Raw genomic sequence first — 25,427 nt, forward strand, 5'->3', positions numbered from 1 at the left:
TTGGGATTTTCTAGTTTTTATTGGCGGCTTGCCGGACCTTTTCGCCTAAGGTATTGAGCCAATCGGCATCAGCTTGACTGATACCGCTATCCGATTCAGCAAAAATCTTAGGATTAGTTGCTTCATCGGCGTACCACAGATGATCATCGCCTTGACTGAAATTCACCATGGCATCTGCTAGGTCCCACAACAACTCATAAGGCCTTGCCCCGGCCACAGTATCCGTAGTGGCGACAAATTTCTGCTGCTGGCCACTTGGGAGTACCACCTCAAAATCAAGATAATCCGGTTGCATGTCAATGCTGGCCTTAAAATCTATATCTCTAGCGACACTAGTTAACGTTTCTTGTGCTTGTTTCAACGTCATTTGACTTCCTCCTCAACATGGATTCATTTTTATCAACATACCATTTTTGAGAAGAAATCGCTCAAGATTGGTCTCGTTGGCCAATGGCTCATGCTTCAAAGGACGCGCCCGACTCGGGCAATTCTGGGAACAACGTCGTAATGACATCTAAGGTCACGCGCCGTGGTTCACCCATATACGGGAACAGGTGCATGAACATGGCTGGGTTGTAGTTCGATTCTACGATAGTTGCCATCCCTTTGTCTGGTTCATATGGCACGTACAGATTCGGGATGATGATATCTACACCACTAATGGTTTGCTGGAGGGCTTGTGAAGCCTGGACAGCCAGCTTCTTGTAGGACGCATCCATCTCATCGGTCACATCATAAGAATCGCCGCCGGTCGAAATATTGCTGTTGGTCAATAAGAATGCCTGATGTCCTCGCAGCGGCACACTATCCGGCGTCAGACCTTGACTAGCCAATACCTGCAACTGTCGATCTTCAAGCCGCAGGGTTTGAAGGGGTTTACGATGAGCATCCCCGCGCCGTGGGTCTTGGTTCTTTTTGTCGACCAGTTCCGCAATGGTGTGCTGCCCGTCCCCAACCACATTGGCAGGAATCCGTTCAAGGATGGCCCGCACTTGATCGCCGACCACGAAGAAACGATATTCAGTCCCTTTGATGAATAATTCCACCAGCACATCCCCATATTCATGGGCAAAGTCAAAGGCCCGCTTAAAGTCTGCCTCTGCTGGTGGCACAGCAAAAATCGTTACCCCAGCACCAACGTTACTGGACTTGGGTTTCACGACGATACTCTTGTTTAGAAAACTTCCGACAAAGTCAGCCCGAGCGCTCGCCCAATCGTGATACACTGCGGCTCGGGCCACTGGGAGTTTAGCCGCACCCAGGACAGCCTTTGTTGCAAGCTTGTCATCAACTAAGCGACTGACCACCAAACTATCTAACCGAGTTTCGTTTCCAGCTCGTACCCATTCTTGATGGTCCTGGAGCGTCAGTTGCACCAATTGGTCATCGCGGTCAAGCAAGTCAACCTTGAGACCTAAGCGATAACTGTCTTCAATCAACATTTGCGTTGACTGTTCCATGTCAGTGTAACCAGGTAATAAATACGGTTCTGCGGTTAGTGATTGCGTCAGTTCATCGGCTAATTGCAAACCGGCATGTTGGTACTCGCTGGCTTGAATTAAAGTGGTTAATCGGGCTGCTGGGGTTTGTTCTGGATGCAAGATTCGGTCTTGCATCGCGGTAAAAGCAGCCACCCGCGGCGCACTGGGTTGCTGAGCATTCAGCCATTCAGCCATCTCATCAAAGAAAGGCACGAGGTTTTGTGCTGGCGAGAATGGATCCGCCATCGCCATGCGCTCGTTATCAGTTGCTGCCTGCGTCAACTTTTTTGTCACTTCGTTAGCTTCAAGCATCGGTTGGCTGAATAAGAACCAGACATAATCAACCACAAACTGCAATTCTTCTGGACTCAAACTGGTGACGACGAAGGGATTAAGATCAAAATCGCGAAATTCGAGATATTCAATCCCGGTTTGCGTCAGATTTTCACCGCGCAACCGCACGCCCCCGTAATAATTCGCAGCACTAATCAGTGACCCAGACTGGACCGCGGCAGCTATATCATTCGCATAAGCTTCAGCAGAACTATACCGCACCTGAACATCATCAGGATTGTGATACCCAAACTGGCGACTGCTGTGCAATGACCGCACTGGTTGTTTGGGGGCATCGGGATAATCGGCTGAATTAGCAAGCGGACTCGCCCCAAATAAGTACGTGATCACTGATCGGTGTAGCAGCCATTGTTGGCTGAGATGCACGTAAATTTGATTGCGATAGGTCACGTAATCTGGGGCCTGGCCACCAAAATCTTCCGCTTCATAGAGCCGTTCAAATAAGGTTTCGGGCAAACTCAAATTGAGGTGAACACTACTCATCATTTGTTGCCGCACATCGCCGGTTGCACCGATTAGTTTTTGACGATAAGCGAGGCGCTCGGGACTAGGATGCGCCACTGGCACGGTCGCTAAATCACCCGGCAGCACCGGCGGCATGGTCTGCAACCACAGCCGTTCATCTTTCGGCAGTGCTCGAGCTAAAGTCGCCGTCAGCCCTTGGAGCTGTTCCATGACAGCGGTGACGCCGACGTGGGTATCAGTGATTGTTTCGGTCTGGCTTTCGGCAAAGTCCGTTTGCAGATACGGATGGAAAGCCCGGTCACCCAAACTGGCCGGATGATCGCTGAGCGCCAAGTGTCCTTGGGTGTCCACCCGCTGGGCTTCGCGTTCAATGCCAATGGTTGTCAGGCTTTCTAGGCCCTCTAAATGATTTGCTTTAATTTTGTCCCAAAATGTTTGCATAATTGCCTCCAGAACATCCACATGTATTGATACTCTAGATTACCATGGTCACTCAAAAGATAACAGGCCTCCTGCCCGTAGAATGATTGGGTTATACTAGAGGAAAGGATGTGAGAAGATGCAACAACCACTTGCGTTTCGCATGCGACCACAGAATCTCGATGAAGTGGTTGGCCAACAGCATCTTGTTGGTCCTAATCAAATCATTCGCCGAATGGTCGCGGCCAAGCGTCTGACGTCGATGATTCTTTACGGCCCACCCGGCACAGGGAAAACTAGTATCGCCAGCGCGATTGCCGGCACAACTAAATATGCCCTGAGAACGCTCAATGCGGCCACCGACACCAAAAAAGACTTACAGATTGTCGTCGATGAAGCCAAGTTTAGTGGGACCGTTGTGTTGCTGCTGGATGAAATTCATCGCCTCGATAAAACCAAACAAGACTTTCTGCTTCCCCACCTAGAATCAGGGCGTATTATTCTTGTTGGGGCCACAACAGAGAATCCCTATTTAAATATTTCACCGGCGATTCGCAGTCGGACACAGATTTTCCAGGTCTTTCCATTGACCCCAGAAGAAATTGATGCCGCCATTGATCGTGCACTCGCCGACAAGGACCGCGGGTTAGGCAACTACCCCGTGCAGTTGGATGACAAAGCTCGGCATTATTTGACGACCACAACCAATGGGGATTTACGCAGTGCGCTCAATGCCCTCGAATTAGCCGTATTATCTACTGAAGAAAAGGCTGGCAAAATTCATATTACAAATACCGTCATGCACGAGTCGCTGCAGCAAGCCAATCTCGAAGGCGATCAGAATGGAGATGCTCACTACGATCTTCTGTCAGCTTTTCAGAAGTCCATTCGGGGTTCCGATGTTGATGCCGGGCTGCACTACCTGGCGCGATTAATCAGCATTGGGGATTTGACCAGTATTCTTCGACGGTTACTTGTTATTGCTTATGAAGATATTGGCCTGGCCAATCCACAAACCGCCAATCGAACACTCACAGCCATCACGGCCGCTGAACGCTTGGGCTTACCTGAAGCACGCATTCCCTTGGCCAGTGCAGTCATTGATCTCTGCTTGGCGCCAAAAAGTAACAGTGCAATGGCGGCCATCGACCAGGCCTTGGCTGATATTGCCGCGGGTAACGCCGGCTCTGTCCCTGACCATCTGAAAGATGCACATTACAAGGGGGCAGCAGCTTTGGGCCATGGTACGGACTACTTATATCCCCATGATTATCCAGACGATTGGGTTGACCAAGACTATCTGCCAGAGAACCTCCGAGGCAAGCACTACTATGCACCTAAAGCTAATGGCAAGTATGAGCAAGCCTTGGGCCAGCAACTCGAGAACTTACGCAAAAAGCGCCACCAAGATTAGTTGGTAGCGGATACAAAACACTTGCGTCAATGAAACCTATCTGCTAATATAATGGTTGAAAGTTCTAAGGTGTTCGCGCTTCCCAACTATCAGTTGACCGAACAGTATCGAGACCTTGGGATCGGAAGTGGTTATGCCCGTGCTGCTATTTCACTTAGCGGCTAACGGCATAGTCGTCTGAACCCACTTGCTAATCAGCGGGTTTCAACGATTCGGGAAGATAGTCGGCACCGGTAGCCTTTCACAAAAAGTTAACGCTTTTGGCCAGCCTTGTGCTGGTTTTTTTTATTGATGAAACCTAAAGGAGTTCTCTATGCTTATTGCTCTGATGTTATTGTATGCTTTGATTTTGTTGGCGAGTGCCGCTTACCTGTGGCGCCATCGCCAAGGCCCGTTTCTCACTGTGGCAGCCCCACTTCCCAGTGGCTTACGGCAGACGCTTTCGACTCTGGCCATCCTATTGACCTTGACTGCTATTGCCGGAATTGTCGCGGCCTTCTTGACCAGCACAACGCCTGCCTTAGTGGTCCTGGCTGTTGGTGCGTTATTGATGGGCTACTTAGGGATTCGAATCACTCGCTTCTAGGGCTGGGTTTTTCGTTTAATTTTACGGTCCAATCAAGTACAATAAAGGAAAGGGGTGATATGATGTTACAACAATATGAACACATTCTCGTCGCCATTGATGGTTCCTATGAATCTGAGTTGGCCTTTAAGAAAGCGATTGCGGTTGCAAAACGGAATTCGGCTGAATTATATCTCATCCATATCGTGGATACTCGGGCCTTCCAGAACGTCTCGAGTTTTGATTCAGCAATGGTTGAGCAAGTCACTGCCACAGCCAAGAAGACCATGGATGACTACGTCGCACAAGCCAAAGCGGCTGGGTTGGACAATGTCAATTACAGTATCGAATATGGGGCACCAAAGACCATCATTGCGCGCGATGTGCCTAAAGCGCACAATATTGATCTCATCATGATCGGGGCCACTGGGTTGAATGCGGTTGAACGTCTGCTCATTGGTTCGGTGACAGAATATGTGACTCGCAATGCGCTATGCGATGTTTTGGTTGTCCGGACGGATCTGAATAATCAACCTGCCCTCGCTACCACGAAAGCACCCACTAAAGAAAAGTAGCAAATTTCACAAACAACCCTTTTCTCAATAACATTTCTTATAATTAAAAAAATCACTTGACCGAAGATAATAACAATTATCTTCAGAAGTCAGGTGATTTTTTCGTTATGCTGTCTCAGACGAACCGGCTAAATCATGCATTTCTGATACTAATGTGGTCGCCAATTGGTGGGAGGCCCGAACCTTGGCTAAGGCGAGCGCAATTCCAAGCTGCTCTTGTGCTTTTGTCTTATCGAGCTGAATCAAAGCCCGGCCACTGATAGCGTAAAGCTCATCAAGCAAGAACAGGCTTTGATGTGCGACCGCAATGGCGATGCCTTTTTGAGCAAAGTCGGTGACTGCTTCGTAGTTCCCCAACTGGTAGTAAATGCGGCTAATATTCCAGTAAATGTTGAGCTCAACAGTCAAATATTTCGTTTCCGCCAACGGAATATGAGTGAGCATTTTAAGGGCTTGGTCGATGTAGACCTTTGCCCGAGAAAACGATTGTTTCTCAGCATAGGCCAGTCCCAGCCCTAAAGTCGCTAAGATACCGTACAAATCTTCCTCGGAATTAACAAACGGATTGAGGGTCCGACCGAAAAAGTAAATCGCTTCATCAGGCGCGTGGTTCAAGAATAGTTCAACCATGCCTTGGTTGTAGTAATACCGTTTCTGATCGTCAGCTTGCACCAATCGATTCGGTTGGACTTTAGCCAACAGTGTTTGAGCCTTCGTGTAATCGCCATGCTGAATCACATCGTCGATCAAATTGAGATCCTGTTGCATACTATCGTGGTGCTCCACGACAACATCTTCCAGTTGGATACCCAACCGAGCAATCAGTCGCATCAGAATATTCATGCTTGGGACCTTGTTACGTTTCTCAATGAGACTAATCGTGGCTTGCGTGCAGATGCCCTGGGCCAACTCGGCTTGCGAGAAGCCTTTTAGTCGGCGATAATAACGCATCTTATCCCCCAAAATTTGCAAGACCTGTGGTTGTTTACTCATTAACTTCACTCCTTGTCTTTCTGCCATCCCCACATGGCAAACGGTAATGGTTTATCCCCTTACCCAAATACAATTATAAAGGGTGAAGTTGTCCAAGACCACTTTTCCTCAAAAATTTATTGCCTGTTTTATAATAAAATTTATCATTAGTACATCAGTCTTTTGTGATTAGAATCACATATTAACAACACGATACAAAAATAGTCGCAAACAAAATCAAAAAAGATTTGTTTGCGACTTTTATTTTACGCTTCGGCCGGTCGATTGAGATAACTGCAGACCCCAGCAACAGTTGTAATTCTTGCATCCGCAGCCGACTGATCAGCTGTGAATCGTGTGTCCCGAATGGGTACTGCAAAGGTGTACAACCCAGCCGCCTTGGCTGCCTGAATTCCGATGGTCGAGTCCTCGACCGCGACCGCATCACTTGCGGGTAGATGCAAAGCAGATAAAGCTGCCAAATAAACCGCTGGATCTGGCTTGCTGGCTGTAAAATCAGTCCCACTGGTGACAACATCAACGTATGGCCGTAACTTGGTTTGATCAAGCATCTGATCGATGAAGTCGTGATCAGAAGCAGAAGCAATCGCCACTTGGTAGCCATGCTCGTGCAACCAAACGAAAGTCGAGCGCACATCAGGCAACATGATTTCTCCATAATTAAACGGGTGCGCATGCTTGTAGGCCACATATCCCGTTTGTAACCGGGCATATTCACTTTCAGTTCGCCCGGGTAGAATTGTAGGCCAGATGTCAGCTAAGTTACCACCGAGCATCGCTGTTTGAGTGGCCTGATTGATCTTAATGCCCAGAGAAGCGAAATAACCATCACGTTGCTTTAGCGTCTCTGGTTCTGATTCAACTAAAACACCATCCATATCAAAAATGACTGCTTGTTTCACTTAAACCTCCGTAATATCTTCAATAAAGTCGTGAATTGGATCCGGTAAATCCGGTTGTAACAGCAACGCCGACAGCAGTCGGCTGCGGTTATACCACTGGTTCCAGAAGGTAATTGATTCTTGGGGACGCAATTGCAACAAGGATTGCTGCCAATTTTGCAACGACATCATCAAAGAACGACCATAGAATTGATTCATGGCAGCATAATGGGTCAAGAAGCTGGCAATGCGTTCCGGTTCCCCGTAAATAAGCGGCGTATCCATCCGGCGCCAGGCTTCAATCAAAACGACCTGTAAGAAGAATTTGTGTGCCCGCTTCAGGCTCTTAACATTAACCAGCTCATCGAGTAAATTCCCAACGTGGGTGTATGTGTGGGCCCAGCCTGACTGATCAACATACCCGCGGCCATCTTTTTCGAGCATCATGTACACGGCCAGACTCAATGCAAGCGCCTCGTAATCTTTCGTGGTGAGCACGTCATCGTCCAGACCATAGAGCATGCTGGAGATAATCATCACAGAGAAACTACGAATAAAAATCGCTTCGTTCTCAGTCTCGGTGATGTGAGAAAACATCGTATCAGGAGCCTGCAGACGCTTAAACAACCATTGTGACTGGCCAGCGGTGAGCGCATGCATCTGGAATAAATCGCTTAAAAGAAAGAATGCGCCTTTATCGCGGACAGCTGGCTTGGTGCTAGCCAGTTGTTGCACGAGAAAATCCAGTTCATCATCTGTAATTTGCGGATGAGGACTGCGCTTCACCCGGCGCTCGATATCGCGAATCCGGCCCACGGCCGTGACTGCATCAGTGGGGAGACTGACTGGTGTCGCAGGCTGTAACTTGACATCACTAATTAATTGGCCAATCTTTTGCGGTAAGGTGCCGAAGACCTCCCCCGCCAAGACCTGTTGCCGTAAGCGGTCGACTGTCTGAGTTAAATCGGAAACAATGTCTGCCATTTTGGGCCTCCTAAATTAAGATTGGACGTTCAATTTTGTCGGTAGGATGGGCCAACACCCAACCAAAATCATTGCTAGCTAAATCATGTTGAACGCGCATCCCGGTTTGCGCCATCACCGTAAAGGGATAATTGAGTACTTGGGCTTGTTTGAGGTAGGTCATAATTAAGTGATTACTCATCCGACCATTGAGATAGACCCGATACTGTGGGTAGCGTTCCAAGACCGATTGCAATAGCTGATAAATTTGTGGATCCTGCAACTGACGAACTGTCACCGCCATGGCCACTCGCTCGCGGAAGTTGCCGAGAAAGGCGCGCTTCTCATCAGGTTTGATTTGTGGAATACCGTACGCATGTAACTGAATAAAACTATTAAGATCATCCATTTGAAGTTCCCCCAATCACAAAAAAGGTTGTTCACTCCAACGCACGTTTATTATACCATTCATCCGCGGCATCCTGCGTTCCGGGCATTTGGGGACACAAAAAGAAGCACTGACGCCAATCAGTGCTTCTGGTTTAACCGACGCTACCTTCCATTTCGAGGCCAATCAAACGATTCAGTTCGACCGCATATTCCATCGGGAGTTCTTTGGTAAAGGGTTCAACAAACCCCATGATAATCATTTCAGTGGCCTTAGCTTCAGAAATTCCGCGGCTCATCAAATAATACAGTTGGTCTTCTGAGACTTTGGACACCTTGGCTTCATGCTCCATGGAAACTTCGGCGTTATGAATTTCGTTGTAAGGAATGGTATCGGATTTACTCAGTTCATCCATCAGAATCGTATCACACTCCACATGGGCAAACGCACCGCGCGCATTTTTCCCAAAGCGGACCGTCCCGCGATAATCCACGCGGCCGCCGTCTTTAGCGATTGACTTAGAAACAATGGAGCTGCTGGTATCTGGCGCATTATGAATCATCCGCGCGCCATTGTCTTGATCGACGCCACTACCGGCGACAGCAATGGACAACATTGTTCCATGCGCCCCCCGGCCATCTAAATAGACGCTTGGATATTTCATCGTCGTCTTACTCCCCAAGTTCCCATCCACCCACTCCATGGTGGCATTTTCGAGGGCCTGAGCGCGTTTGGTTTCTAAACTGAACACATTCTTCGACCAGTTTTGAATCGTTGTGTAGCGGCAATAAGCGTCCTTTTTGACGAAGACTTCCACCACAGCGGCATGAAGGCTGTCGCTAGAATATGATGGCGCGGTACAGCCTTCAACATAATTCACCTTAGCCCCGGGTTCGACGATAATCAGCGTCCGTTCGAACTGGCCAGTGTTTTCAGCATTGATCCGGAAATATGCCTGAATGGGCACCTCTGTTTGCACGCCTTTAGGCACGTAGATGAAACTGCCACCGGACCAGACGGCCCCATTGAGGGCGGCAAACTTGTTGTCACTCGGTTTGACCAATTGACCGAAGTATTCTTTAACGATGTCAGGATATTCTTTCAGTGCGGTATCCATATCAGTGAAAATAATCCCGAGCTTCTCAAATTCTTCGCGCATGTTATGATAGACCACTTCAGATTCATATTGCGCACTGGCACCGGCCAGATATTTCCGTTCAGCTTGTGGCACCCCTAAGCGTTCAAAAGTGTTCTTAATGGTTTCTGGGACGTCATCCCAGTTGCGATACTGCTTGTCAGTCGCCTTTTGGTAATACAACATGTCATCCAAATCGAGGTCTGATAAGTCTGGCCCGAAATCTGGCATCGCTAACTTCTGATAGGTAGCAAAAGCCTGCAACCGATAGTTGAGCATCCATTCGGGCTCACCTTTTTCCGCTGATATTGCGCGGACGGTGGCCTCAGTTAACCCACGGCCCGTCGAATAGACTGGCGTCACATTGTCTTTAAAGTCCCCTGGTGCAACTTCATCAAGGAAATCGACGCTTGCAGCTACTGTTTCATTATTTTTAGTATTCTTCGTCTCGGTCATGAGGTTCTCCTTTCGCGAGTGCCTGACTCGCAGCTTTCCAAGCCAAGGTGGCACATTTAATCCGGGCTGGGAATTGGTGGACACCCGCAAAAATGGCGGCGTCACCTAACTGTGAGTGGGCACGGGCGTCACCATCAAGCATCAGGTCTGAAAACGCCTGAACGAGCTGTTCAACCTGAGTAACAGACCGGTGAAGAATTTGATCCGTCATCAAGCTGGCGCTCGCTTTTGAAATGGTACAACCTTCACCATGGTAGGCGACCCCAGTCACGGTCCCGTTCTCAACCGCTAATTGTAGGGTGAGTACGTCGCCGCAGCTCGGATTTTTAAGTGTGATTTCATTGGTGGCATCAACCAAGTGACCCTCATTATGCGGTTTATTCGCCGCTTCAAGAATGACCTGTCGATACAATTGATCTAGACGTTCACTCATTGAAGAACCTCCTTGCGGCTTCGACACCAGCGACTAGGCGGTCGATATCCGCTTCATCTGTGTACAGACCTACACTGGCGCGCACGGTTGCTGGAATCTTCAGTTGCAGCATCAGCGGCTGGGCACAATGGTGGCCGGCGCGGACAGCAATATTCTGTTCATCTAAGAATGTTGCTAAATCGTGCGGATGAACGCCTGCTAAATTAAAACTGACAGCACCCACCGAATCGTCGTCACCATACAGTGTTACGCCAATGATGGCTGCCAATCCCCGGCGCAATCGCAAGAGCATTTGCTGTTCCTGCTGCTGGCGGGTGTCCCAATCTATGCTTGTCACATAGGTCAAGGCTGCCCCAAGACCAATCACCCCGGCAATATTGGGCGTGCCAGCTTCAAATTTCAAAGGTACTGGCGCCCAGGTACTCTCATCGATGCTCACTTGGTCAATCATTTCACCACCGAATTGAAGCGGTAGCATCTGCTCTAATAGCTGCGTTCGCCCGACTAACACGCCAATGCCCGTTGGCCCGTAGACTTTATGCCCCGAAAAAGCATAGAAGTCAGCCTTTAAATCCGCAATCTTCACAGGCAAATGTGGCACCGCTTGGGCCCCATCAACCACGAGATAGCCACCGACTGCGTGCACTGCATCAGCAATTGTGCGAATGTCGCGCAGTGCGCCTGTGACATTGGTCACATGCGCTAAAGCCACCAGCTTCGTTTTGGGTGTAATCGTCGCTAAAACATCGGCCAGGGCCACATCGCCATTCTCTCGCGCACGGATGACCTTAAACGTCGCACCAGTGCGCTGGGCCAACTGTTGCCACGGAATGAAATTACTATGGTGTTCAGCAACAGTCGTCACAATCTCACCGTCACCAACCACCAACGGGCCAAAAGAAGTCGCAACTAAATTTAAGCTTTCAGTCGTGCCGCGGGTAAAGACCACATTGTGGGCCGCAACGCCAACAAAATCAGCGACTTGCTGGCGCACCGTTTCAAATTTTTCTGTGGTTGCATAGGCCAGCTGATAAAGGCCCCGGTGAACATTGGCATTGTCATTCACATAATAGGCCGTCAACCGATCAATCACCGCTTGCGGTTTTTGGGCCGTGGCCGCGGAATCGAGATAAGTTAATTCAGGATGGGCAGCAAAGAACGGAAAATCACTTTTCCAGGCCATTTAATAACGTCCTTTCAATTTGGGCAAACAGGTCTTGACGTAACTCGCCGTCAATGCCAACTAAACCAGCATCAAGGAACCCGCGAATGACCATGCGCTGAGCTTGCGCTTTTGGTAACCCCCGGCTCATCAAGTAATACAACTGGTTGGCATCGACGCGAGCGACTGAAGCCGCGTGGCCGGCTGTCACATCGTTTTCATCAATCAGTAACAAGGGGTTGGCATCGCCACGGGCACCGTCTGATAACATCAAAACCCGATTCTCTTGCTGGTTATCACTACCGCGCGCGCCTTGAACAATATGGCCAATCCCATTGAAAATCAAATGAGCGCTATCGGTGATGACCCCCCGCTGATTAATGTGTCCGACTGTCTTCTGGCCGATATTTTCGATTTGAGTTGTGTAGCCAAAATGCTGTTTGCCGGCTGCAAGTGCCCCGACATTCACCGTAGCTTTCGCAAACCGGCCTAACAAATTGGTTTGCAGCAAACCAAAACCAGCGCTCTGATTAAATCCAGCAACTGTCCAATCCAGCGTCGCGTGTTCACCAACGTTGGCCACGCGGTCAATGACCGCCACTTGTGAATGAAATTGATCATCATTGATATAGGTCACCTGGGCATTGGCCCCAACATTCAAAATTACTAACAGACCGAGACTCTCACCTTGACTATGCCAGTGCTCCATAATAGTGACAACCGCATTATCGGCGACATCAACGACTAAAGCCCCGCCGCCATTACCACTAATCGACACCATTTCAAGATTTGCCGGCACAGCAATTCTGCTAATCGGTTGGTCTACCAGCAACCAGTTTTCCAATTCATTCTGGCCGGCGTATTGCCCAGATTGAAGTGGCAAAGTCGCCGGTGTAACGGTAATTGCGCCGCCAACTGTTTTGGTTTTTGTATAACGTTGATAGGGAATTTTGGGTAAATTAGGCCACATACTATGCTTCCCCCAGATGTTCGTAGCCCGTCTTTTCCAATTCTAAGGCTAATTCAGGGCCACCAGTTTCAATAATGTGGCCACCCTTCATCACATGGACCACATCAGGAACGATGTAATCGAGTAAACGCTGATAGTGGGTAATAATCAGGCTCGCAAAATTCTCCCCGCGCATCAAATTAACGCCTTTGGCCACAATCCGCAGGGCATCAATATCTAGGCCGGAGTCGATTTCATCGAGTAAGGCAAAACTTGGTTGAATCATCATCAGTTGAAGAATTTCATTGCGCTTTTTCTCCCCACCGGAAAAGCCTTGATTCAAATAGCGGTCAGCCATATCTGTCGGCATTTCCAAGGTCGCCATTGTCTCATCGAGGGCGTTGAGAAAACTCATGATTGGCATCGGATCATCTTCTGGCCGCCGGGCGTTGATGGCTGCGCGAATAAATTCTGCGTTGGTCACCCCAGCAATCTCAGACGGATATTGCATCCCTAAGAACAAGCCAGCGCGGGCCCGTTCATCCACTGGCAAATTGAGAATACTTTGGCCATCGATTTGAATATCCCCTTGGGTCACCTCGTAGGCAGGATTGCCCATGATTGTTTCCTCAAGTGTCGACTTCCCAGTTCCATTGGGGCCCATGATGGCGTGCACTTCACCGGTGTTAATCGTGAGGTTCACCCCATTGAGAATTTCTGGATGTTTTGGTTCGGCTTTGATTTTAACGTGAAGATCTTCGATTGTTAGGGTCTGCATTTTATGGCCTCACTTTGTGTTTTAAATAACAAATTATACGTTCATTGTACGGCAGAAGTACACGGCAAGCAACGACCACTCAACCCAACAGCCACGCTGACTTTGGCAATCTAGCTGCGAGTGCTACAATAAGACCACATCAATCAAAGGAGCCAAAATGATGAAAACAATTGGATTGGCCGGCAATCAACTGACAACCGGCGCAGACGTTTTTCATGGCAACCCTGTGAGTTACATTTTTCAGAATTATTTGGACAGTTTGACTAATACCAGCGCGATGCCCATCATTCTCCCCATCCAAAGCCCGGCCTATGCCGAAGCCGCTATTGAGAAAGTCGATAGTTTGATTCTCGTCGGCGGCCAAGACGTCTCACCTCAACTTTATGAGCAAGCACCTGATCAGCATCTTGGTCTCACCTATTTACCACGCGATCAATGGGAAATCGCCCTCATCAACGCCGCAATCGCTCAAAATAAGCCGGTGCTTGGTATCTGCCGTGGCCTACAGATCATCAATGTGGCCTTGGGAGGTAGTTTGTATCAAGATTTGAGTTTAATTCCAACAACTTTGAAACATTCACAAGATCCCACCCCTGAATGGATTGCGACTCACCAAGTGACCGTCGCCGAAAGTTTTCTCCGGCCGTTGCTGGGTGAGAACGTTTGGGTCAATTCTTACCATCATCAAGCCGTTGACCGTTTAGCTGATGGCTTAAAGCCTGCCGCAGTGGCCACTGATGGTGTACTGGAAGCCTTTGAAAGTGCAATTCACCCCGTTTATGCGGTCCAATGGCATCCCGAGATGATGGCCGCGCACTCCCCCAATATGCAAGCGCTCATCAACTGGTTTGCTGAACAATAACGAAAAAAACTCACGACATGATGTCGTGAGTTTTTTTGTGTGTTTGGCAGCATTAGTGTTCGACTTTTTTCGCCCACCAGTCGCCGATGAATTGCACGATGAACACCATCAACAAAATGAAAACCAATGACACGAAGATGACATCGTATTGTGAACTATTGTACCCAACAGCGATGGCTAAGTTCCCAAGACCACCAGCCCCGATTGCACCAGCCATAGCCGTTAAGCCGATCACCGAGATGATTGTCAGAACAGAGACACGGATTAATTCGGGCAAACCTTCCCGCAAATACACGCGGAAGATAATCGCTAATGGCGAGCTGCCCATCGCTTGAGCTGCTTCGACAACCCCAGGATCAACTGTCAGAATCGCATTTTGGACCTGCCGGGCAAAGAATGGCGCTGTCCCGGCAACCAGTGGCACTAAGGCAGCCGTCGTTCCAATCCCGGTCCCAACCACAAGCCGCGTAAAGGGCTGAATGACAGCCAGCAAGATGATAAACGGAATCGCCCGAAAGATGTTAACCAACTTGTCCGTAATCCAATAAACCACGCGATTCGGCAACAACCCATGTTCATCCGTCAATACCAGGAGCACACCGATGATGATTCCCAAAATGCCTGCGATTACCGTCGTCCAAAACGTCATGTACAACGTTTGAATGACGGCGTTGACGACACCGTTGTCCCCATTCCAGATGGGACCAACGTTTGGGAAAAATTTTGCTAACCAACTCATTCGCCCACCTCCTCAGGATGAATCGCAGTAATCGTTACTTTTTCGCGTTTGAGATAGTCAAACGCGGCATCGAGTTGTTGTTCTTCACCACTCAGCACGACAATCAGATTTCCAAATGGGGTGCCTTGCAGAATTTGAATATCCCCAAAGAGGATATTGGCTTCCACTTGATAGTCGCGATACAAGGCGGCAATCAACGGATCATCGGTACTTTCACCCAGATAAGTCAGCCGCACCAGGCGTTGGTCTGGCCGCAGGTTCTGGACAGTTGGCTGTTTAACCACAGCGGCCAACGCGCTATCGAGTTGCAAGGTGGTCTCAATGAAATCTTTCGTCAGCTGTTCTTTTGGATCAGCGAAGATGGTCACCAAATCCCCACGTTCGATGATTCGCCCCGCATCCATCACAGCCACGTGCTGACAAATTTGCTTGACGGCTTCCATTTCGTGGGTAATTAGCACAATGGTCAAACCTAGTTTCTCGTTCAATGATTTTAATAAATCAAGAATGGAGGCTGTCGTCTTTGGGTCCAAGGCACTAGTGGCTTCATCTGAAATCAAAATTTCAGGGTCACTCGCCAACGCGCGGGCAATCCCTACCCGCTGTTTTTGCCCCCCGGACAGTTGAGCCGGATACGCATTCGCGCGGTCACTCAAGCCGACCAAATCCAGCAATTCATCGACTTTGGCTTGAATCTCAGCCTTAGACTTGCCAGTCCCCAGGAGCGGAAACGCCACGTTTTGGGCAATCGTGCGACTGGCCATCAAATTGAAATGTTGAAAAATCATCCCGATGCGCTTGCGTTGATTGCGCAATTCTTTGGCGCCCAAGGACAGCATGTCTTGTCCCAACACGGTCACAGCACCGCTGGTAGGCCGCTGCAATAAGTTAATCGTCCGCACCAGGGTCGATTTCCCGGCCCCGGAGTACCCGACAATCCCGTAAATGTCGCCCCGTTCAACGGTTAAATCAACATGATCAACGGCATGGACTTGGCGGCCGGCCTCATTAAACTCAACATCAACTTGTTTTAACGTTACTACTGGTTCTGCGGTCATGAGCAACACCTTTCAGCGACTAAAATTTGTAGTTCCATGCGGGTAATGTTGAGCCCTTATAAACTTTTTCGATTAACTTAGCTGTGGCATCAGTTTGATAAGCTTTGACAATCTTTTCGTAAGTCTTGTTCGACTTGTCAGCCGCTGTCTTAGCCGCAATGAAGTTCACCCAAGGCTTGGACTTGGCATCAATCTTTTCAACGGCAATCGCTTTGTCTGGGGTCAAACCGGCGCTGGCAGCGATATCGTTGTTAACGACGGAAGCAGCCACGTCATCCAAACTCTTCGCCGTTTGGGTCGCATCAAGTTCAGTGATTTGCAAGTCTAACTTGTTTTCCGTGATGTCGCGTGTGGTTGGTGAAGCAACCTTCTTGAGCTTAATCAGGCCGTTTTCTTCCAGCAATTGCAATGCGCGGCCTTCGTTGGATGGATCGTTAGGCACAGAAACCTTGTCGCCCTTCTTCAAATCCTTCAGGGACTTAATCTTGTTGGAATAAGCACGCATTGGGCCGATGTAGGTGTCGCCAATCGCGGCAATCTTGGTGTCATGCTTCTTGTTCCAATTGTCCAAGAAATTGTGGTGTTGGAAGGCGTTCAATTGCAATTCGCCATTCTCAAGCGCTGTGTTTGGTTGGTTGTAGTCAGTGAATTCGACCAACTTGATGGTGACATTGTCTTTGGCCAACCGCTTTTGAACGTCGGTCCAAATTGGCTTGTCAGTGGTCATAATCCCCACTTTGATTGGATTGCTTTCAGTGCCAGCCTTACTGCTGGAGCTGGATTTCCCTGCGCCACATGCAACTAAAACAATCGCAGCTGCTGCCACAGCAGCTGATGCTAACAAACGCTTAAAACTCTTCATAAATCATCCCTCCAAAATTTTTTCGACAAAAAAACTCGCTCCTAACTGTGTTAGAAGCGAGTTGACTCGCGGTACCATTCTAAATTCGTGGCTACTTACATAGCACACGCTTTGTAGCGGGAAAATCCCGCGTGCAAGATAATGGATGCCAGCCATCGCAACCTGACGTTCCCGCTCAGTTGCACCACTTGATGAGCCATGTTCATCGCCGCTTACCACCCCGTTCTCAACATTCCGGGTTCTCTGTACGGTCACACGTCGATTACTCTCTCATCCTGTTTCTTTGTCGAATTGAATTGTTTTGATAATAACCACTTTAGAAAATGATGTCAAGCAAAAAAATTTACGATTAGAAAATTCGCTCCTAGGCCGATTTGACAGTGACAACCCAATTATCACTTTGCTGAGCGGAATTTAATAAAGCTGGCGCCTCACTGGCGGCCGTGTTTACCGCGATAACCTCGCCAGTCACAGGACTTTCAAGATCGAGCACTGCTTTCTCTGCTTCAACTGCCATGAAAGTTTCCCCAACGGTCAAAGTTGTCCCTACCACTGGCAGGTCGACGAATTTGATAGCACCAAATTTTTCTTGTGCGTCAGCACTGAGGCCCAAAGTCACTTCTTTATCATCATTACGTTGCCAAAAGTCAGCCATCTGCGAAACCTCCTAGAAACTTTCTTGTTCTTGACTAAACATGTAACTGGTGTGGTGATAGCGCATCGAAAGCACCATGCCGACTGACAACATGTTGGCTAACAGAAATGATCCCCCCTGTGAAATAAACGGCAACGGAATCCCGGTCAACGGAAGGAGACCAATATTCATCCCAATGTTTTCAAACACGTGGAAGACAATCATCATCACCACACCTGAAGTGATGTAGGCATAGAATTCATTTTTTGTGTCGAAAATGACCCGAATCATTTGGTAAATCAACAAGAAATATAACAAAATGACAGCGGCCGAACCAATAAATCCAAAAGCTTCACCAATGACTGAAAAAATCATATCTGATTCTTGAACGGGCACAACCACTTCCAAGTGATTGAAGCCTTTCCCAGTCATTTGACCAGAACCGATGGCCTTCATCGATTGCCACAATTGGAAACTGTCACCGCTTGTTGCCCCTGAGGGATTCAGCCAGGAATCAATCCGGGCAAATTGATAGGCTTTAAAGCCGATCTTAGCGAGGATAGTGCGGCCCCAGGTTTGGGTGACCAGCAGAATTGCCATGCCGCCAATTGCGGCCCCCACGCCGGCAATCGGGACTAAAATTTTCCAAGTGATGCCTGATACCAAGATAACGCCGACAAAGATCGCCAGAAAGACCAAAGTGGTCCCAAAGTCGTTTTGAAGCATCATCAGCGCGGCAACGGGTAAGGTCCACAGAAGCATCCGGCCAATCAACACCCAATCATTATGCGTGGTATGTTTGAACTTCGTATTATGTTGGGTGACAACCCGGCCAAGCATCAATATGTAAGCCGGTTTCATCACTTCTGAAGGTTGAAACGTAATTGGACCTAGTCGGAACCAACTCTTCGCCCCGGTACTGGCTGCCACTTGCCGATCATACAACACTAAGACGGCCAAGAGCAGGAAAATACCGATACCATAGAGGATGGGTGCTAGTCGCCACAATTGTTCAGCATCAAACTGCAAAACAATGAAGATGCCGACCCCACCAATGACATACCACATCACTTGCATGATGACAGCCCGCACCGGCGAAGTCGAACCGTCATGCACGGTTGCCATATAAATGGCGCCCAAACCAATCAAAGCTAGCAGCATGACCGACAGGATAATCCCGTAGTCGAGGCGATTCTGCGATGAATCATTAGTCATTTCTTTTGCCAATTGGGACTCCTTTCATAAATCCGCCTGTTGATGACACAAAAACACCTCAGGAAACCTGAAGTGTTCGAGGTCATTATCCGCGGTGGAGATGATACTCTGAGATGAGGAAATTCACGGCATCATCAAATGCCTTGAACCGATTGGGATCAGTACTACCAGCCACGAAAGCGGTAAACCGGTCATCACTTGGTTCAATGAAACCAAGCTCTTGTTTCCCTAAGGTCAACACAGAGACAGTGTGACCGTTGCGTTGGACTTCTTCAAGGTTCACTTTAATATTTTGTTCTTTTGCCATAATAACTCCTTATTTCGCTGATTGCGTTTGGCGGTTGCGCTTTAACGTGAAATAATCCGGAACCGGATCATATCCCCCAGGGACGAATGGATTACAGCGTAAAATCCGCGCCGTTCCCATCAGCAAGCCCTTGATGGCCCCGTGCTTTTGCAGGGCAGTGACCATATAACTTGAACATGTGGGGTAATAGCGACAACTCGGTGGAAAAAGGGGCGAAATCACACGTTGATAGCCTCGGACAAACCAGACTAAAACCCGTTTCATAACGCTAGCTCCTTATTTGAGAAAATCAAAAATGTGCTGCCAAGTACTTGGCAGAAAAACCCGAAACGGATTGCCCCCACCAACGCCATAACCAATCATCAAGCCCAAAATCAGCAGAATCAAGGCACTCAGCAGACCAATTCCAATTTTTTTAAGAATACGACGCGCATAAGTAGGACTCAAAACCAGCCCTCCTAGTATTGCTTCTTGTGGGCAATATTATCCAGTAAGACGCCAGTCCCAAGCGCAACGGCATCCAGTGGGGACTCAGCCAGCAAGACTGGCACCTTCAGCTCGGCCGCAAACAACTGGGAAATGCCCTTCAATAAGGCACCCCCACCCGTCAGCATGATCCCACGATCAATAATATCTGCTGACAATTCAGGTGGTGTCTGTTCTAAGACTTCTTTGGCCGCATTAATAATCGCCAGCATGGTTTCATGCAGCGCTTCTTCAACTTCGGTCGCAGTCACTTCCACTTCCCGCGGCAACCCGGTTGCAATATCACGGCCCCGCACTTCAATCGTTTCACTTGGGTCAGCTTCATAAACTGTGCCGATTTCAATCTTAATCTTCTCGGCAGTATGTTCACCGATCAGTAACTTGTGTTTATTCTTCACATATGTGGCAATGGCGGCGTCCATTTTATCGCCCGCCAGCCGCAGACTCCGACTAGTGACAATCTCGCCCATGGAGAGCACAGCAACGTCGGCAGTCCCACCACCGATATCAATGACCATGTTACCTTGTGGTTGGAAGATATCCAGACCAGCACCAACAGCGGCTACTTTTGGTTCAAATTCTAAATAAACCTTGCGACCGCCTGACTTTTCAGCGGCCTCAATGATGGCTTTTTGTTCAATTGACGTAATATTTGTTGGCGCGCAAATGAGAATATTAGGTTTAGACATAAACCCTTTCACATTCAACTTGTTAATAAAGTATTCCAGCATGGCTTCAGTAATATCGAAGTCAGCAATGACGCCATCTTTCAGTGGCCGAATGGACCGAATATTGCCGGGAGTCCGACCAACCATTTTGTATGCTTCCGTCCCAACGGCCAGGACTTTCCCAGTCTGGGTATCAATCGCAACAACGGAGGGTTCATTGAGAACGATTCCCTTGCCTTTGACATTAATCAGAACGTTGGCCGTCCCTAAATCAATCCCAATATCTTTTGCCATGATGTGTTTCTCTCCTCATTCATCAACTAATACTGCATTATACCATAATTATTAGCGCGCACTCTTAGCGGATTAAGTAGATTAAATTCCGCGCGCCACTCAAGACCGAAAGGAAAAACGAACTGACAGTAAAGCCGATTGCAATCGCCAAAAAGACTAATAAAACTTGGCTTTCACGGACATGGTTTGGTTTCAAAAACTGTTCAAACCGCAAAGCACGCACGGCCCGAAAAGCGATGGCAATAAAGACAAAGTGAGACACAATTGTCATTAAACCATCAATCCCTAATCCCTGTGATAACATCTGTCAATCTCCTTTTTGCAGTCTTGTTTTAGTGTACCGCATGATGCAAGAAGAAACCACTGACATTCGTGCTTTTAACGAAGTCATAACCAATCAAAAAAGGATTGATGAACTGCCCGAAGGTAGTCATCAATCCTTTTTTTGGTCGATTACCGACCGTTCTTAACGTTAATCCGGTTAATTGCCCGTTGTAAGGCAATCTGTGCCCGTTGCAATTCGTCACTATCGTGTTGTGATTGTGCCGCTTGAATTTCCTTTTCAGCACGATCGCGCGCTGCTTGTGCTCGTGATAAATCAATATCACGTTCACGTTCAGCTGAATCAGCGACGATTGAGGCCACGTTGTCGGAGACTTCCATGAAGCCACCATTGACAGCAATGAGGTCCTCATGACCAGGATTGTCAATCCGACGCACGTGGACTTCACCAATCTGCAATGGTGTCACAATAGGTTCATGGTTAGCCATGATACCCAAGTCACCATCGACAGAGCGCACAATCACCATGGTTGCATGGTGATCATACACAAGCCCATCCGGCGTCACAATATTGACTGTGAGCGTGTTGCTGTTGTCAGCCATAAACGCTCACCTCCTAGTTTGCAGCTGCGGCAGGCGCTGCGTCACTAGCAGGCGCTGTCGTTGAAGCAGCACTGTCAGCGGGCGCAAAGCCCATCTTTTTCGCCTTAGCAACGACTTCTTCAATCCGACCGACAGAGCGGAAAGCATCTTCTGGATAATCATCATATTGACCATCCAAGATTGCCCGGAAGCCCTTAACCGTTTCTTCAACTGGCACATAAGAGCCTGGTTGACCGGTAAACCGTTCAGCCACGTTGAAGTTTTGTGATAAGAAGAATTGAATCCGCCGTGCACGCGCAACGGTCACTTTTTCGTCATCGGACAATTCATCCATCCCTAAGATCGAGATGATGTCTTGTAATTCACGGTACCGTTGAAGGACCTGTTGTACTTCGGTGGCAACTGCGTAGTGATCTTTACCCACAATTTCGGGATCCAATGCACTAGAAGAGGATTCCAGCGGATCAACAGCAGGGTAAATCCCTTGCTGCGTCAAACGCCGTTCCAAGTTAGTGGTAGCATCCAAATGGGCGAAAGTCGTCGCAGGTGCAGGGTCAGTGTAGTCATCGGCAGGCACATAAATCGCCTGGATCGATGTCACTGAACCCTTCTTGGTTGAGGTAATCCGTTCCTGCAACTGACCCATTTCTGTAGCCAGCGTTGGTTGATAACCAACGGCGGAAGGAATCCGACCAAGTAAGGCGGAAACTTCAGAACCAGCTTGGGTAAACCGGAAAATGTTGTCAATAAAGAGCAACACATCCTGACCTTGAACATCACGGAAGTATTCAGCGATGGTTAAACCAGTCAAGGCCACCCGCATCCGGGCACCAGGCGGCTCGTTCATCTGACCGAACACCATGGCCGTGTTCTCTAACACGCCACTTTCCTTCATTTCAAAGTATAAATCGTTACCTTCACGAGTCCGTTCACCAACACCGGTAAACACAGAAATACCACCGTGTTCTTCAGCAATGTTGTGAATCAGTTCCTGGATTAAAACGGTTTTACCAACACCGGCACCACCGAATAACCCAACTTTCCCTCCACGCAGGTAAGGTTCGAGCAAGTCGATAACCTTAATCCCGGTTTCAAGAATTTCAGAACTTGTATTAAGATCTTCAAACTTAGGTGCATCCTTATGAATGCTATTGCGTTCGTGATCGGGTCCAAAAACTGCCCCGTCATCGATTGTGTCCCCTAAGACGTTGAACACCCGACCCAATGTATCTTTACCAACAGGCACAGAGATTGGCGCACCAGTATCGGTGACTTCCATTCCCCGTTGCAATCCGTCGGTACTTTCCATTGAGATTGTCCGCATAACGCCGTCACCAAGTTCAACAGCAACTTCCAAAACTAAGATCTGGTCATTCTTTTGGACTTGTAAGGCGTTATTGATTTCAGGTAGGTTCTGGTCAATAGGGAACGCAACGTCAACGACAGGTCCGATTACTTGTACAATTTTACCAATAGATTGGCTCAAAGAAATCGTCCTTCCTGTTGTGTTCTACCCTATTCAAGGGCGGCAGCACCACCGACAATTTCGGTGATTTCTGTCGTGATTGCTGCTTGCCGCGCGCGATTATATTGCGTGGACAATGTCGAAATCAAATCATTGGCATTGTCGGTCGCACTCTTCATCGCTGTGGTTGAGGCCGCATGTTCAGCAGTCTTGGCATCCATGATGGCGCCGAAGATCAAGCTTTCCGCATACTGAGGCAAAACGCGATCCAAAACCGCTTCGTTGCTTGGTTCAACCAAGTACTCCACATTTTGATCGGCAATTTCACCAACATCGAGGTCTGTAATTGGCAGCATCTTCTCAGCCCGAAATGCTGAGGTCAACGTATTGACATGATGGTTGTAGCAAACGTACAACTCATCAAAAACGCCGCTATCATACATGGTTACGGCGGTCTGAATGATTTCCCGTACTTCATTGAAGCTTGGAATATCACTCACACCACGATACTCGTAGGCCAAATTCATGCCGCGGGCCTTGAAGAAGTCCGCACCAACACCACCAATAGCCATCATAACGTATTCGTCTGGGGACTGGTGATCTTGATTGATCATCTGCATCATCGCTTTAAGAATTGTGCTATTGTAACCGCCAACTAGGCCGCGATCAGAAGTGATGACTAAATAACCACTTTTCTTAACCGGACGCTGTTCAAGCAAACTGGACAAACTGATGCCCAAGTCGTTGCTACTGCTGCTGTCATTGTTATTGTCTTGAATCTGCAATAACTGGCTGGCAGCTAAATGGGTCACAATGTCACGAATCTTATTGGAATAGATTTGATAATCAGTCGTGCGTTTTTCAATCTGTGACAGCTTAGCACCAGAAACCATTTGCATGGCTTGGGTAATCTGTCCAGTCTTCTTCGTTGAGGCGATTTGGCGTTGGATATCCATTAATGATTGAGCCATGCCGCACCTCCTTAATTCGTGGCTGCGGTGGTATTGCTTGTCGCAGATGGTGCTTGGAAACCGGCAGCAAATGCTTTCATTGCAGCATCGAGTTTGTCGGTATCTGGCAAGTCACCAGTTGTGGCAATAGTCTTCTCTAAATCGGCTGCATTACTATCGAAGTAATCAAACAAGCCGCTTTCAAAGCTAGCAATATCGTCGACAGGCACTGGATCTAAGAAGCCATGGGTCAAAGCATAAAGAATCAACACTTGCTTCTCAACCGGAAGTGGTTGGTGCAATGGCTGCTTCAAGACTTCAACGGTCCGGCGACCACGATTCAGTTTAGCTTGCGTTGCCGCGTCCAAATCAGAACCGAATTGCGTAAATGCTTCAAGTTCACGGAAAGAAGCTAAGTCAAGACGTAACGTCCCGGCAACCTTCTTCATCGCTTTAATCTGAGCGTCCCCACCAACACGAGAAACGGAAGACCCAGCATCAATCGCTGGCCGAGTCCCGGCGTAGAACAGGTCGGATTGTAAGAAAATTTGACCGTCAGTAATTGAAATAACGTTGGTTGGAATATAGGCGGACAGATCACCTGCTTGCGTTTCAATCACAGGGAGTGCCGTCATTGACCCACCACCAAGGGCATCACTTAACTTCGCAGACCGTTCCAATAAACGACTGTGCGTATAGAAGATATCCCCAGGGTAGGCTTCACGACCAGGCGGACGACGGAGCAGCAAGGATATTTCACGGTATGAAGTTGCTTGCTTACTCAGATCATCAAAGATAATCAAGACATGCTTACCGTTATACATGAATTCCTCACCCATGGCACTGCCAGCGTAAGGTGCAATGTATAACATTGGTGCTGGTTCACTAGGACCAGCGGTTAAAACGATGGTATAGTCCATCGCACCATATTTACGTAAGGTTTCAACCTGTGTCCGGACGGTTGATTCCTTTTGGCCAATAGCCACGTAAATACAGATCATGTTTTGACCCTTTTGATTCAAGATTGTATCAATTGCAATTGAGGTTTTACCGGTTTTCCGGTCCCCAATAATTAATTCGCGCTGACCACGCCCGATTGGCACAAGTGAGTCAATCGCCTTAAGGCCTGTTTGAAGTGGTTCAAAAACAGATTGACGTTGCATGACACCAGGTGCTGGTGATTCAATAGGCCGCGTTTTATCTGAAGCGATTGGGCCCATACCATCAACTGGTTGGCCTAATGCGTTGACAACCCGACCGATCATGCCGTCCCCAACAGGAACTTCCATAATCCGGCCGGTCCGCTTAACCTGATCGCCTTCACGAATGTTATCAAATTCCCCCAAAATAATGATCCCGACATCATCGGTTTCGAGGTTCTGCGCCATCCCGTATGAACCGTTACTGAATTGCAGTAATTCATTTGCCATTGCGTTCTCAAGCCCTTGGGCCCGCGCAATCCCGTCACCAACGTAGGTGACAGTGCCGACTTCATCGACTGACAAATCATCTTGGTAATTTGCAAGTTGTTGCTTGATAAGAGCACTGAGTTCTTCAGTCTTCATGCTCATCCGGTTCACCTCTTTACTT

Annotated in this window: 29 protein-coding genes; 4 read left to right on the top strand and 25 right to left on the bottom strand. The window is 48.3% G+C overall.

Going from position 1 to position 25,427, the window contains the following annotated elements; genetic code table 11:
- Positions 1-10: 10 nt before the first annotated feature.
- The gene (locus FC34_RS03135; RefSeq protein WP_057893923.1) at positions 11-367 is read right to left on the bottom strand and encodes a hypothetical protein; all 357 of its coding nucleotides are present in this window, start codon (positions 365-367) and stop codon (positions 11-13) included.
- A gap of 88 nt (positions 368-455) precedes the next feature.
- Complete coding sequence (gene gshAB, locus FC34_RS03140; RefSeq protein ID WP_057893924.1) at positions 456-2,741, bottom strand: bifunctional glutamate--cysteine ligase GshA/glutathione synthetase GshB; 2,286 nt, start codon at positions 2,739-2,741, stop codon at positions 456-458.
- Positions 2,742-2,859: 118 nt separating this feature from the next.
- Between gshAB and FC34_RS03145 the strand changes: the two genes are divergently transcribed.
- The 3 genes from FC34_RS03145 to FC34_RS03155 all read left to right on the top strand — a co-directional run bounded on the left by FC34_RS03145 (position 2,860) and on the right by FC34_RS03155 (position 5,274).
- Entirely contained in the window at positions 2,860-4,134 is a 1,275-nt protein-coding gene (locus FC34_RS03145; RefSeq protein WP_057893925.1) for a replication-associated recombination protein A, read from the top strand.
- Positions 4,135-4,447: 313 nt separating this feature from the next.
- Entirely contained in the window at positions 4,448-4,720 is a 273-nt protein-coding gene (locus tag FC34_RS03150; RefSeq protein WP_057893926.1) for a hypothetical protein, read from the top strand.
- A gap of 62 nt (positions 4,721-4,782) precedes the next feature.
- Positions 4,783-5,274: a universal stress protein gene (locus FC34_RS03155; protein WP_057894141.1), complete on the top strand. Its 492-nt coding sequence runs from the start codon at positions 4,783-4,785 to the stop codon at positions 5,272-5,274.
- A 105-nt stretch (positions 5,275-5,379) separates the two neighbouring features.
- Here FC34_RS03155 and FC34_RS03160 read toward each other — a convergent pair whose 3' ends face one another.
- The 9 genes from FC34_RS03160 to sufC form a co-directional block, all read right to left on the bottom strand.
- Entirely contained in the window at positions 5,380-6,267 is an 888-nt protein-coding gene (locus FC34_RS03160) for a helix-turn-helix domain-containing protein (protein WP_057893927.1), read from the bottom strand.
- A 245-nt stretch (positions 6,268-6,512) separates the two neighbouring features.
- On the bottom strand, positions 6,513-7,169 hold the full coding sequence (locus FC34_RS03165) for an HAD family hydrolase (protein WP_057893928.1): 657 nt from the start codon (positions 7,167-7,169) through the stop codon (positions 6,513-6,515).
- A complete protein-coding gene (locus tag FC34_RS03170; protein WP_057893929.1) occupies positions 7,170-8,132 on the bottom strand; it encodes a DUF2785 domain-containing protein in 963 nt (320 codons plus the stop codon). It abuts the gene before it with no gap.
- Between the two features lie 10 nt (positions 8,133-8,142).
- Entirely contained in the window at positions 8,143-8,520 is a 378-nt protein-coding gene (locus tag FC34_RS03175; RefSeq protein ID WP_057893930.1) for a DUF1694 domain-containing protein, read from the bottom strand.
- A gap of 133 nt (positions 8,521-8,653) precedes the next feature.
- Positions 8,654-10,090 carry a Fe-S cluster assembly protein SufB gene (gene sufB, locus FC34_RS03180; RefSeq protein WP_057893931.1) on the bottom strand — a complete coding sequence of 479 codons (1,437 nt, stop codon included), beginning with the start codon at positions 10,088-10,090 and terminating at the stop codon, positions 8,654-8,656.
- Positions 10,068-10,523: a Fe-S cluster assembly sulfur transfer protein SufU gene (gene sufU, locus FC34_RS03185; protein ID WP_057893932.1), complete on the bottom strand. Its 456-nt coding sequence runs from the start codon at positions 10,521-10,523 to the stop codon at positions 10,068-10,070. The genes sufB and sufU overlap by 23 nt, the downstream gene beginning before the upstream one ends.
- Entirely contained in the window at positions 10,516-11,706 is a 1,191-nt protein-coding gene (locus tag FC34_RS03190) for an aminotransferase class V-fold PLP-dependent enzyme (protein ID WP_057893933.1), read from the bottom strand. Before FC34_RS03190 ends, sufU begins: the two co-directional genes overlap by 8 nt.
- Positions 11,690-12,655 (bottom strand): SufD family Fe-S cluster assembly protein, encoded by a 966-nt coding sequence (locus FC34_RS03195; protein WP_057893934.1) that lies wholly within the window; start codon positions 12,653-12,655, stop codon positions 11,690-11,692. The genes FC34_RS03190 and FC34_RS03195 overlap by 17 nt, the downstream gene beginning before the upstream one ends.
- A gap of 1 nt (position 12,656) precedes the next feature.
- Positions 12,657-13,412: a Fe-S cluster assembly ATPase SufC gene (gene sufC, locus FC34_RS03200; protein ID WP_057893935.1), complete on the bottom strand. Its 756-nt coding sequence runs from the start codon at positions 13,410-13,412 to the stop codon at positions 12,657-12,659.
- A gap of 157 nt (positions 13,413-13,569) precedes the next feature.
- Here sufC and FC34_RS03205 point away from each other — a divergent pair, with 157 nt between their 5' ends.
- Positions 13,570-14,274, top strand: a complete 705-nt coding sequence (locus FC34_RS03205; RefSeq protein ID WP_057893936.1) for a gamma-glutamyl-gamma-aminobutyrate hydrolase family protein — start codon at positions 13,570-13,572, stop codon at positions 14,272-14,274.
- 52 nt (positions 14,275-14,326) lie between these two features.
- On the opposite strand, the gene FC34_RS03210 is transcribed toward FC34_RS03205, so the two are convergent.
- The 14 genes from FC34_RS03210 to atpA all read right to left on the bottom strand — a co-directional run bounded on the left by FC34_RS03210 (position 14,327) and on the right by atpA (position 25,408).
- On the bottom strand, positions 14,327-15,013 hold the full coding sequence (locus FC34_RS03210) for a methionine ABC transporter permease (protein ID WP_057893937.1): 687 nt from the start codon (positions 15,011-15,013) through the stop codon (positions 14,327-14,329).
- On the bottom strand, positions 15,010-16,071 hold the full coding sequence (locus FC34_RS03215) for a methionine ABC transporter ATP-binding protein (protein WP_057893938.1): 1,062 nt from the start codon (positions 16,069-16,071) through the stop codon (positions 15,010-15,012). The genes FC34_RS03210 and FC34_RS03215 overlap by 4 nt, the downstream gene beginning before the upstream one ends.
- A 19-nt stretch (positions 16,072-16,090) precedes the next feature.
- A complete protein-coding gene (locus FC34_RS03220) occupies positions 16,091-16,933 on the bottom strand; it encodes a MetQ/NlpA family ABC transporter substrate-binding protein (RefSeq protein WP_057893939.1) in 843 nt (280 codons plus the stop codon).
- Positions 16,934-17,297: 364 nt separating this feature from the next.
- Positions 17,298-17,588 carry a glycine cleavage system H family protein gene (locus FC34_RS03225; RefSeq protein ID WP_057893940.1) on the bottom strand — a complete coding sequence of 97 codons (291 nt, stop codon included), beginning with the start codon at positions 17,586-17,588 and terminating at the stop codon, positions 17,298-17,300.
- 12 nt (positions 17,589-17,600) lie between these two features.
- Positions 17,601-18,782: an FtsW/RodA/SpoVE family cell cycle protein gene (locus FC34_RS03230; RefSeq protein ID WP_057894142.1), complete on the bottom strand. Its 1,182-nt coding sequence runs from the start codon at positions 18,780-18,782 to the stop codon at positions 17,601-17,603.
- 85 nt (positions 18,783-18,867) lie between these two features.
- Positions 18,868-19,089, bottom strand: a complete 222-nt coding sequence (locus FC34_RS03235) for a DUF2969 domain-containing protein (protein WP_057893941.1) — start codon at positions 19,087-19,089, stop codon at positions 18,868-18,870.
- Positions 19,090-19,098: 9 nt separating this feature from the next.
- Positions 19,099-19,353: a membrane protein insertion efficiency factor YidD gene (gene yidD, locus FC34_RS03240; RefSeq protein ID WP_057893942.1), complete on the bottom strand. Its 255-nt coding sequence runs from the start codon at positions 19,351-19,353 to the stop codon at positions 19,099-19,101.
- A 12-nt stretch (positions 19,354-19,365) separates the two neighbouring features.
- Entirely contained in the window at positions 19,366-19,500 is a 135-nt protein-coding gene (locus FC34_RS03245; RefSeq protein WP_420805038.1) for a DNA-directed RNA polymerase subunit beta, read from the bottom strand.
- A 47-nt stretch (positions 19,501-19,547) separates the two neighbouring features.
- On the bottom strand, positions 19,548-20,537 hold the full coding sequence (gene mreB / locus FC34_RS03250; RefSeq protein WP_057893944.1) for a rod shape-determining protein: 990 nt from the start codon (positions 20,535-20,537) through the stop codon (positions 19,548-19,550).
- 64 nt (positions 20,538-20,601) lie between these two features.
- Entirely contained in the window at positions 20,602-20,841 is a 240-nt protein-coding gene (locus tag FC34_RS03255; RefSeq protein ID WP_057893945.1) for a DUF1146 family protein, read from the bottom strand.
- Positions 20,842-20,990: 149 nt separating this feature from the next.
- Positions 20,991-21,422, bottom strand: coding sequence for a F0F1 ATP synthase subunit epsilon (locus tag FC34_RS03260; protein ID WP_057893946.1), 432 nt, complete (start codon positions 21,420-21,422; stop codon positions 20,991-20,993).
- A 13-nt stretch (positions 21,423-21,435) separates the two neighbouring features.
- Positions 21,436-22,908, bottom strand: coding sequence for a F0F1 ATP synthase subunit beta (atpD, locus tag FC34_RS03265; RefSeq protein ID WP_057893947.1), 1,473 nt, complete (start codon positions 22,906-22,908; stop codon positions 21,436-21,438).
- Between the two features lie 29 nt (positions 22,909-22,937).
- A complete protein-coding gene (locus FC34_RS03270; RefSeq protein ID WP_057893948.1) occupies positions 22,938-23,858 on the bottom strand; it encodes a F0F1 ATP synthase subunit gamma in 921 nt (306 codons plus the stop codon).
- Positions 23,859-23,869: 11 nt separating this feature from the next.
- Positions 23,870-25,408: a F0F1 ATP synthase subunit alpha gene (atpA, locus tag FC34_RS03275; RefSeq protein WP_057893949.1), complete on the bottom strand. Its 1,539-nt coding sequence runs from the start codon at positions 25,406-25,408 to the stop codon at positions 23,870-23,872.
- Between the last annotated feature and the right edge of the window lie 19 nt (positions 25,409-25,427).

Origin of the sequence: Lacticaseibacillus brantae DSM 23927 (genome assembly GCF_001436115.1) — a bacterium.
GTDB lineage: Bacteria > Bacillota > Bacilli > Lactobacillales > Lactobacillaceae > Lacticaseibacillus > Lacticaseibacillus brantae.

Excerpts from the sequence above, each read along its gene's own strand:
- FC34_RS03135 (WP_057893923.1), bottom strand. The coding sequence starts at position 367 with ATGACGTTGAAACAAGCACAAGAAACGTTAACTAGTGTCGCTAGAGAT.
- gshAB (WP_057893924.1), bottom strand. The coding sequence starts at position 2,741 with ATGCAAACATTTTGGGACAAAATTAAAGCAAATCATTTAGAGGGCCTA.
- FC34_RS03145 (WP_057893925.1), top strand. The coding sequence starts at position 2,860 with ATGCAACAACCACTTGCGTTTCGCATGCGACCACAGAATCTCGATGAA.
- FC34_RS03150 (WP_057893926.1), top strand. The coding sequence starts at position 4,448 with ATGCTTATTGCTCTGATGTTATTGTATGCTTTGATTTTGTTGGCGAGT.
- FC34_RS03155 (WP_057894141.1), top strand. The coding sequence starts at position 4,783 with ATGTTACAACAATATGAACACATTCTCGTCGCCATTGATGGTTCCTAT.
- FC34_RS03160 (WP_057893927.1), bottom strand. The coding sequence starts at position 6,267 with ATGAGTAAACAACCACAGGTCTTGCAAATTTTGGGGGATAAGATGCGT.
- FC34_RS03170 (WP_057893929.1), bottom strand. The coding sequence starts at position 8,132 with ATGGCAGACATTGTTTCCGATTTAACTCAGACAGTCGACCGCTTACGG.
- FC34_RS03175 (WP_057893930.1), bottom strand. The coding sequence starts at position 8,520 with ATGGATGATCTTAATAGTTTTATTCAGTTACATGCGTACGGTATTCCA.
- sufB (WP_057893931.1), bottom strand. The coding sequence starts at position 10,090 with ATGACCGAGACGAAGAATACTAAAAATAATGAAACAGTAGCTGCAAGC.
- sufU (WP_057893932.1), bottom strand. The coding sequence starts at position 10,523 with ATGAGTGAACGTCTAGATCAATTGTATCGACAGGTCATTCTTGAAGCG.
- FC34_RS03190 (WP_057893933.1), bottom strand. The coding sequence starts at position 11,706 with ATGGCCTGGAAAAGTGATTTTCCGTTCTTTGCTGCCCATCCTGAATTA.
- FC34_RS03195 (WP_057893934.1), bottom strand. The coding sequence starts at position 12,655 with ATGTGGCCTAATTTACCCAAAATTCCCTATCAACGTTATACAAAAACC.
- sufC (WP_057893935.1), bottom strand. The coding sequence starts at position 13,412 with ATGCAGACCCTAACAATCGAAGATCTTCACGTTAAAATCAAAGCCGAA.
- FC34_RS03205 (WP_057893936.1), top strand. The coding sequence starts at position 13,570 with ATGATGAAAACAATTGGATTGGCCGGCAATCAACTGACAACCGGCGCA.
- FC34_RS03210 (WP_057893937.1), bottom strand. The coding sequence starts at position 15,013 with ATGAGTTGGTTAGCAAAATTTTTCCCAAACGTTGGTCCCATCTGGAAT.
- FC34_RS03215 (WP_057893938.1), bottom strand. The coding sequence starts at position 16,071 with ATGACCGCAGAACCAGTAGTAACGTTAAAACAAGTTGATGTTGAGTTT.
- FC34_RS03220 (WP_057893939.1), bottom strand. The coding sequence starts at position 16,933 with ATGAAGAGTTTTAAGCGTTTGTTAGCATCAGCTGCTGTGGCAGCAGCT.
- FC34_RS03225 (WP_057893940.1), bottom strand. The coding sequence starts at position 17,588 with ATGGCTGACTTTTGGCAACGTAATGATGATAAAGAAGTGACTTTGGGC.
- FC34_RS03230 (WP_057894142.1), bottom strand. The coding sequence starts at position 18,782 with ATGACTAATGATTCATCGCAGAATCGCCTCGACTACGGGATTATCCTG.
- FC34_RS03235 (WP_057893941.1), bottom strand. The coding sequence starts at position 19,089 with ATGGCAAAAGAACAAAATATTAAAGTGAACCTTGAAGAAGTCCAACGC.
- yidD (WP_057893942.1), bottom strand. The coding sequence starts at position 19,353 with ATGAAACGGGTTTTAGTCTGGTTTGTCCGAGGCTATCAACGTGTGATT.
- mreB (WP_057893944.1), bottom strand. The coding sequence starts at position 20,537 with ATGGCAAAAGATATTGGGATTGATTTAGGGACGGCCAACGTTCTGATT.
- FC34_RS03255 (WP_057893945.1), bottom strand. The coding sequence starts at position 20,841 with ATGTTATCACAGGGATTAGGGATTGATGGTTTAATGACAATTGTGTCT.
- FC34_RS03260 (WP_057893946.1), bottom strand. The coding sequence starts at position 21,422 with ATGGCTGACAACAGCAACACGCTCACAGTCAATATTGTGACGCCGGAT.
- FC34_RS03270 (WP_057893948.1), bottom strand. The coding sequence starts at position 23,858 with ATGGCTCAATCATTAATGGATATCCAACGCCAAATCGCCTCAACGAAG.
- atpA (WP_057893949.1), bottom strand. The coding sequence starts at position 25,408 with ATGAGCATGAAGACTGAAGAACTCAGTGCTCTTATCAAGCAACAACTT.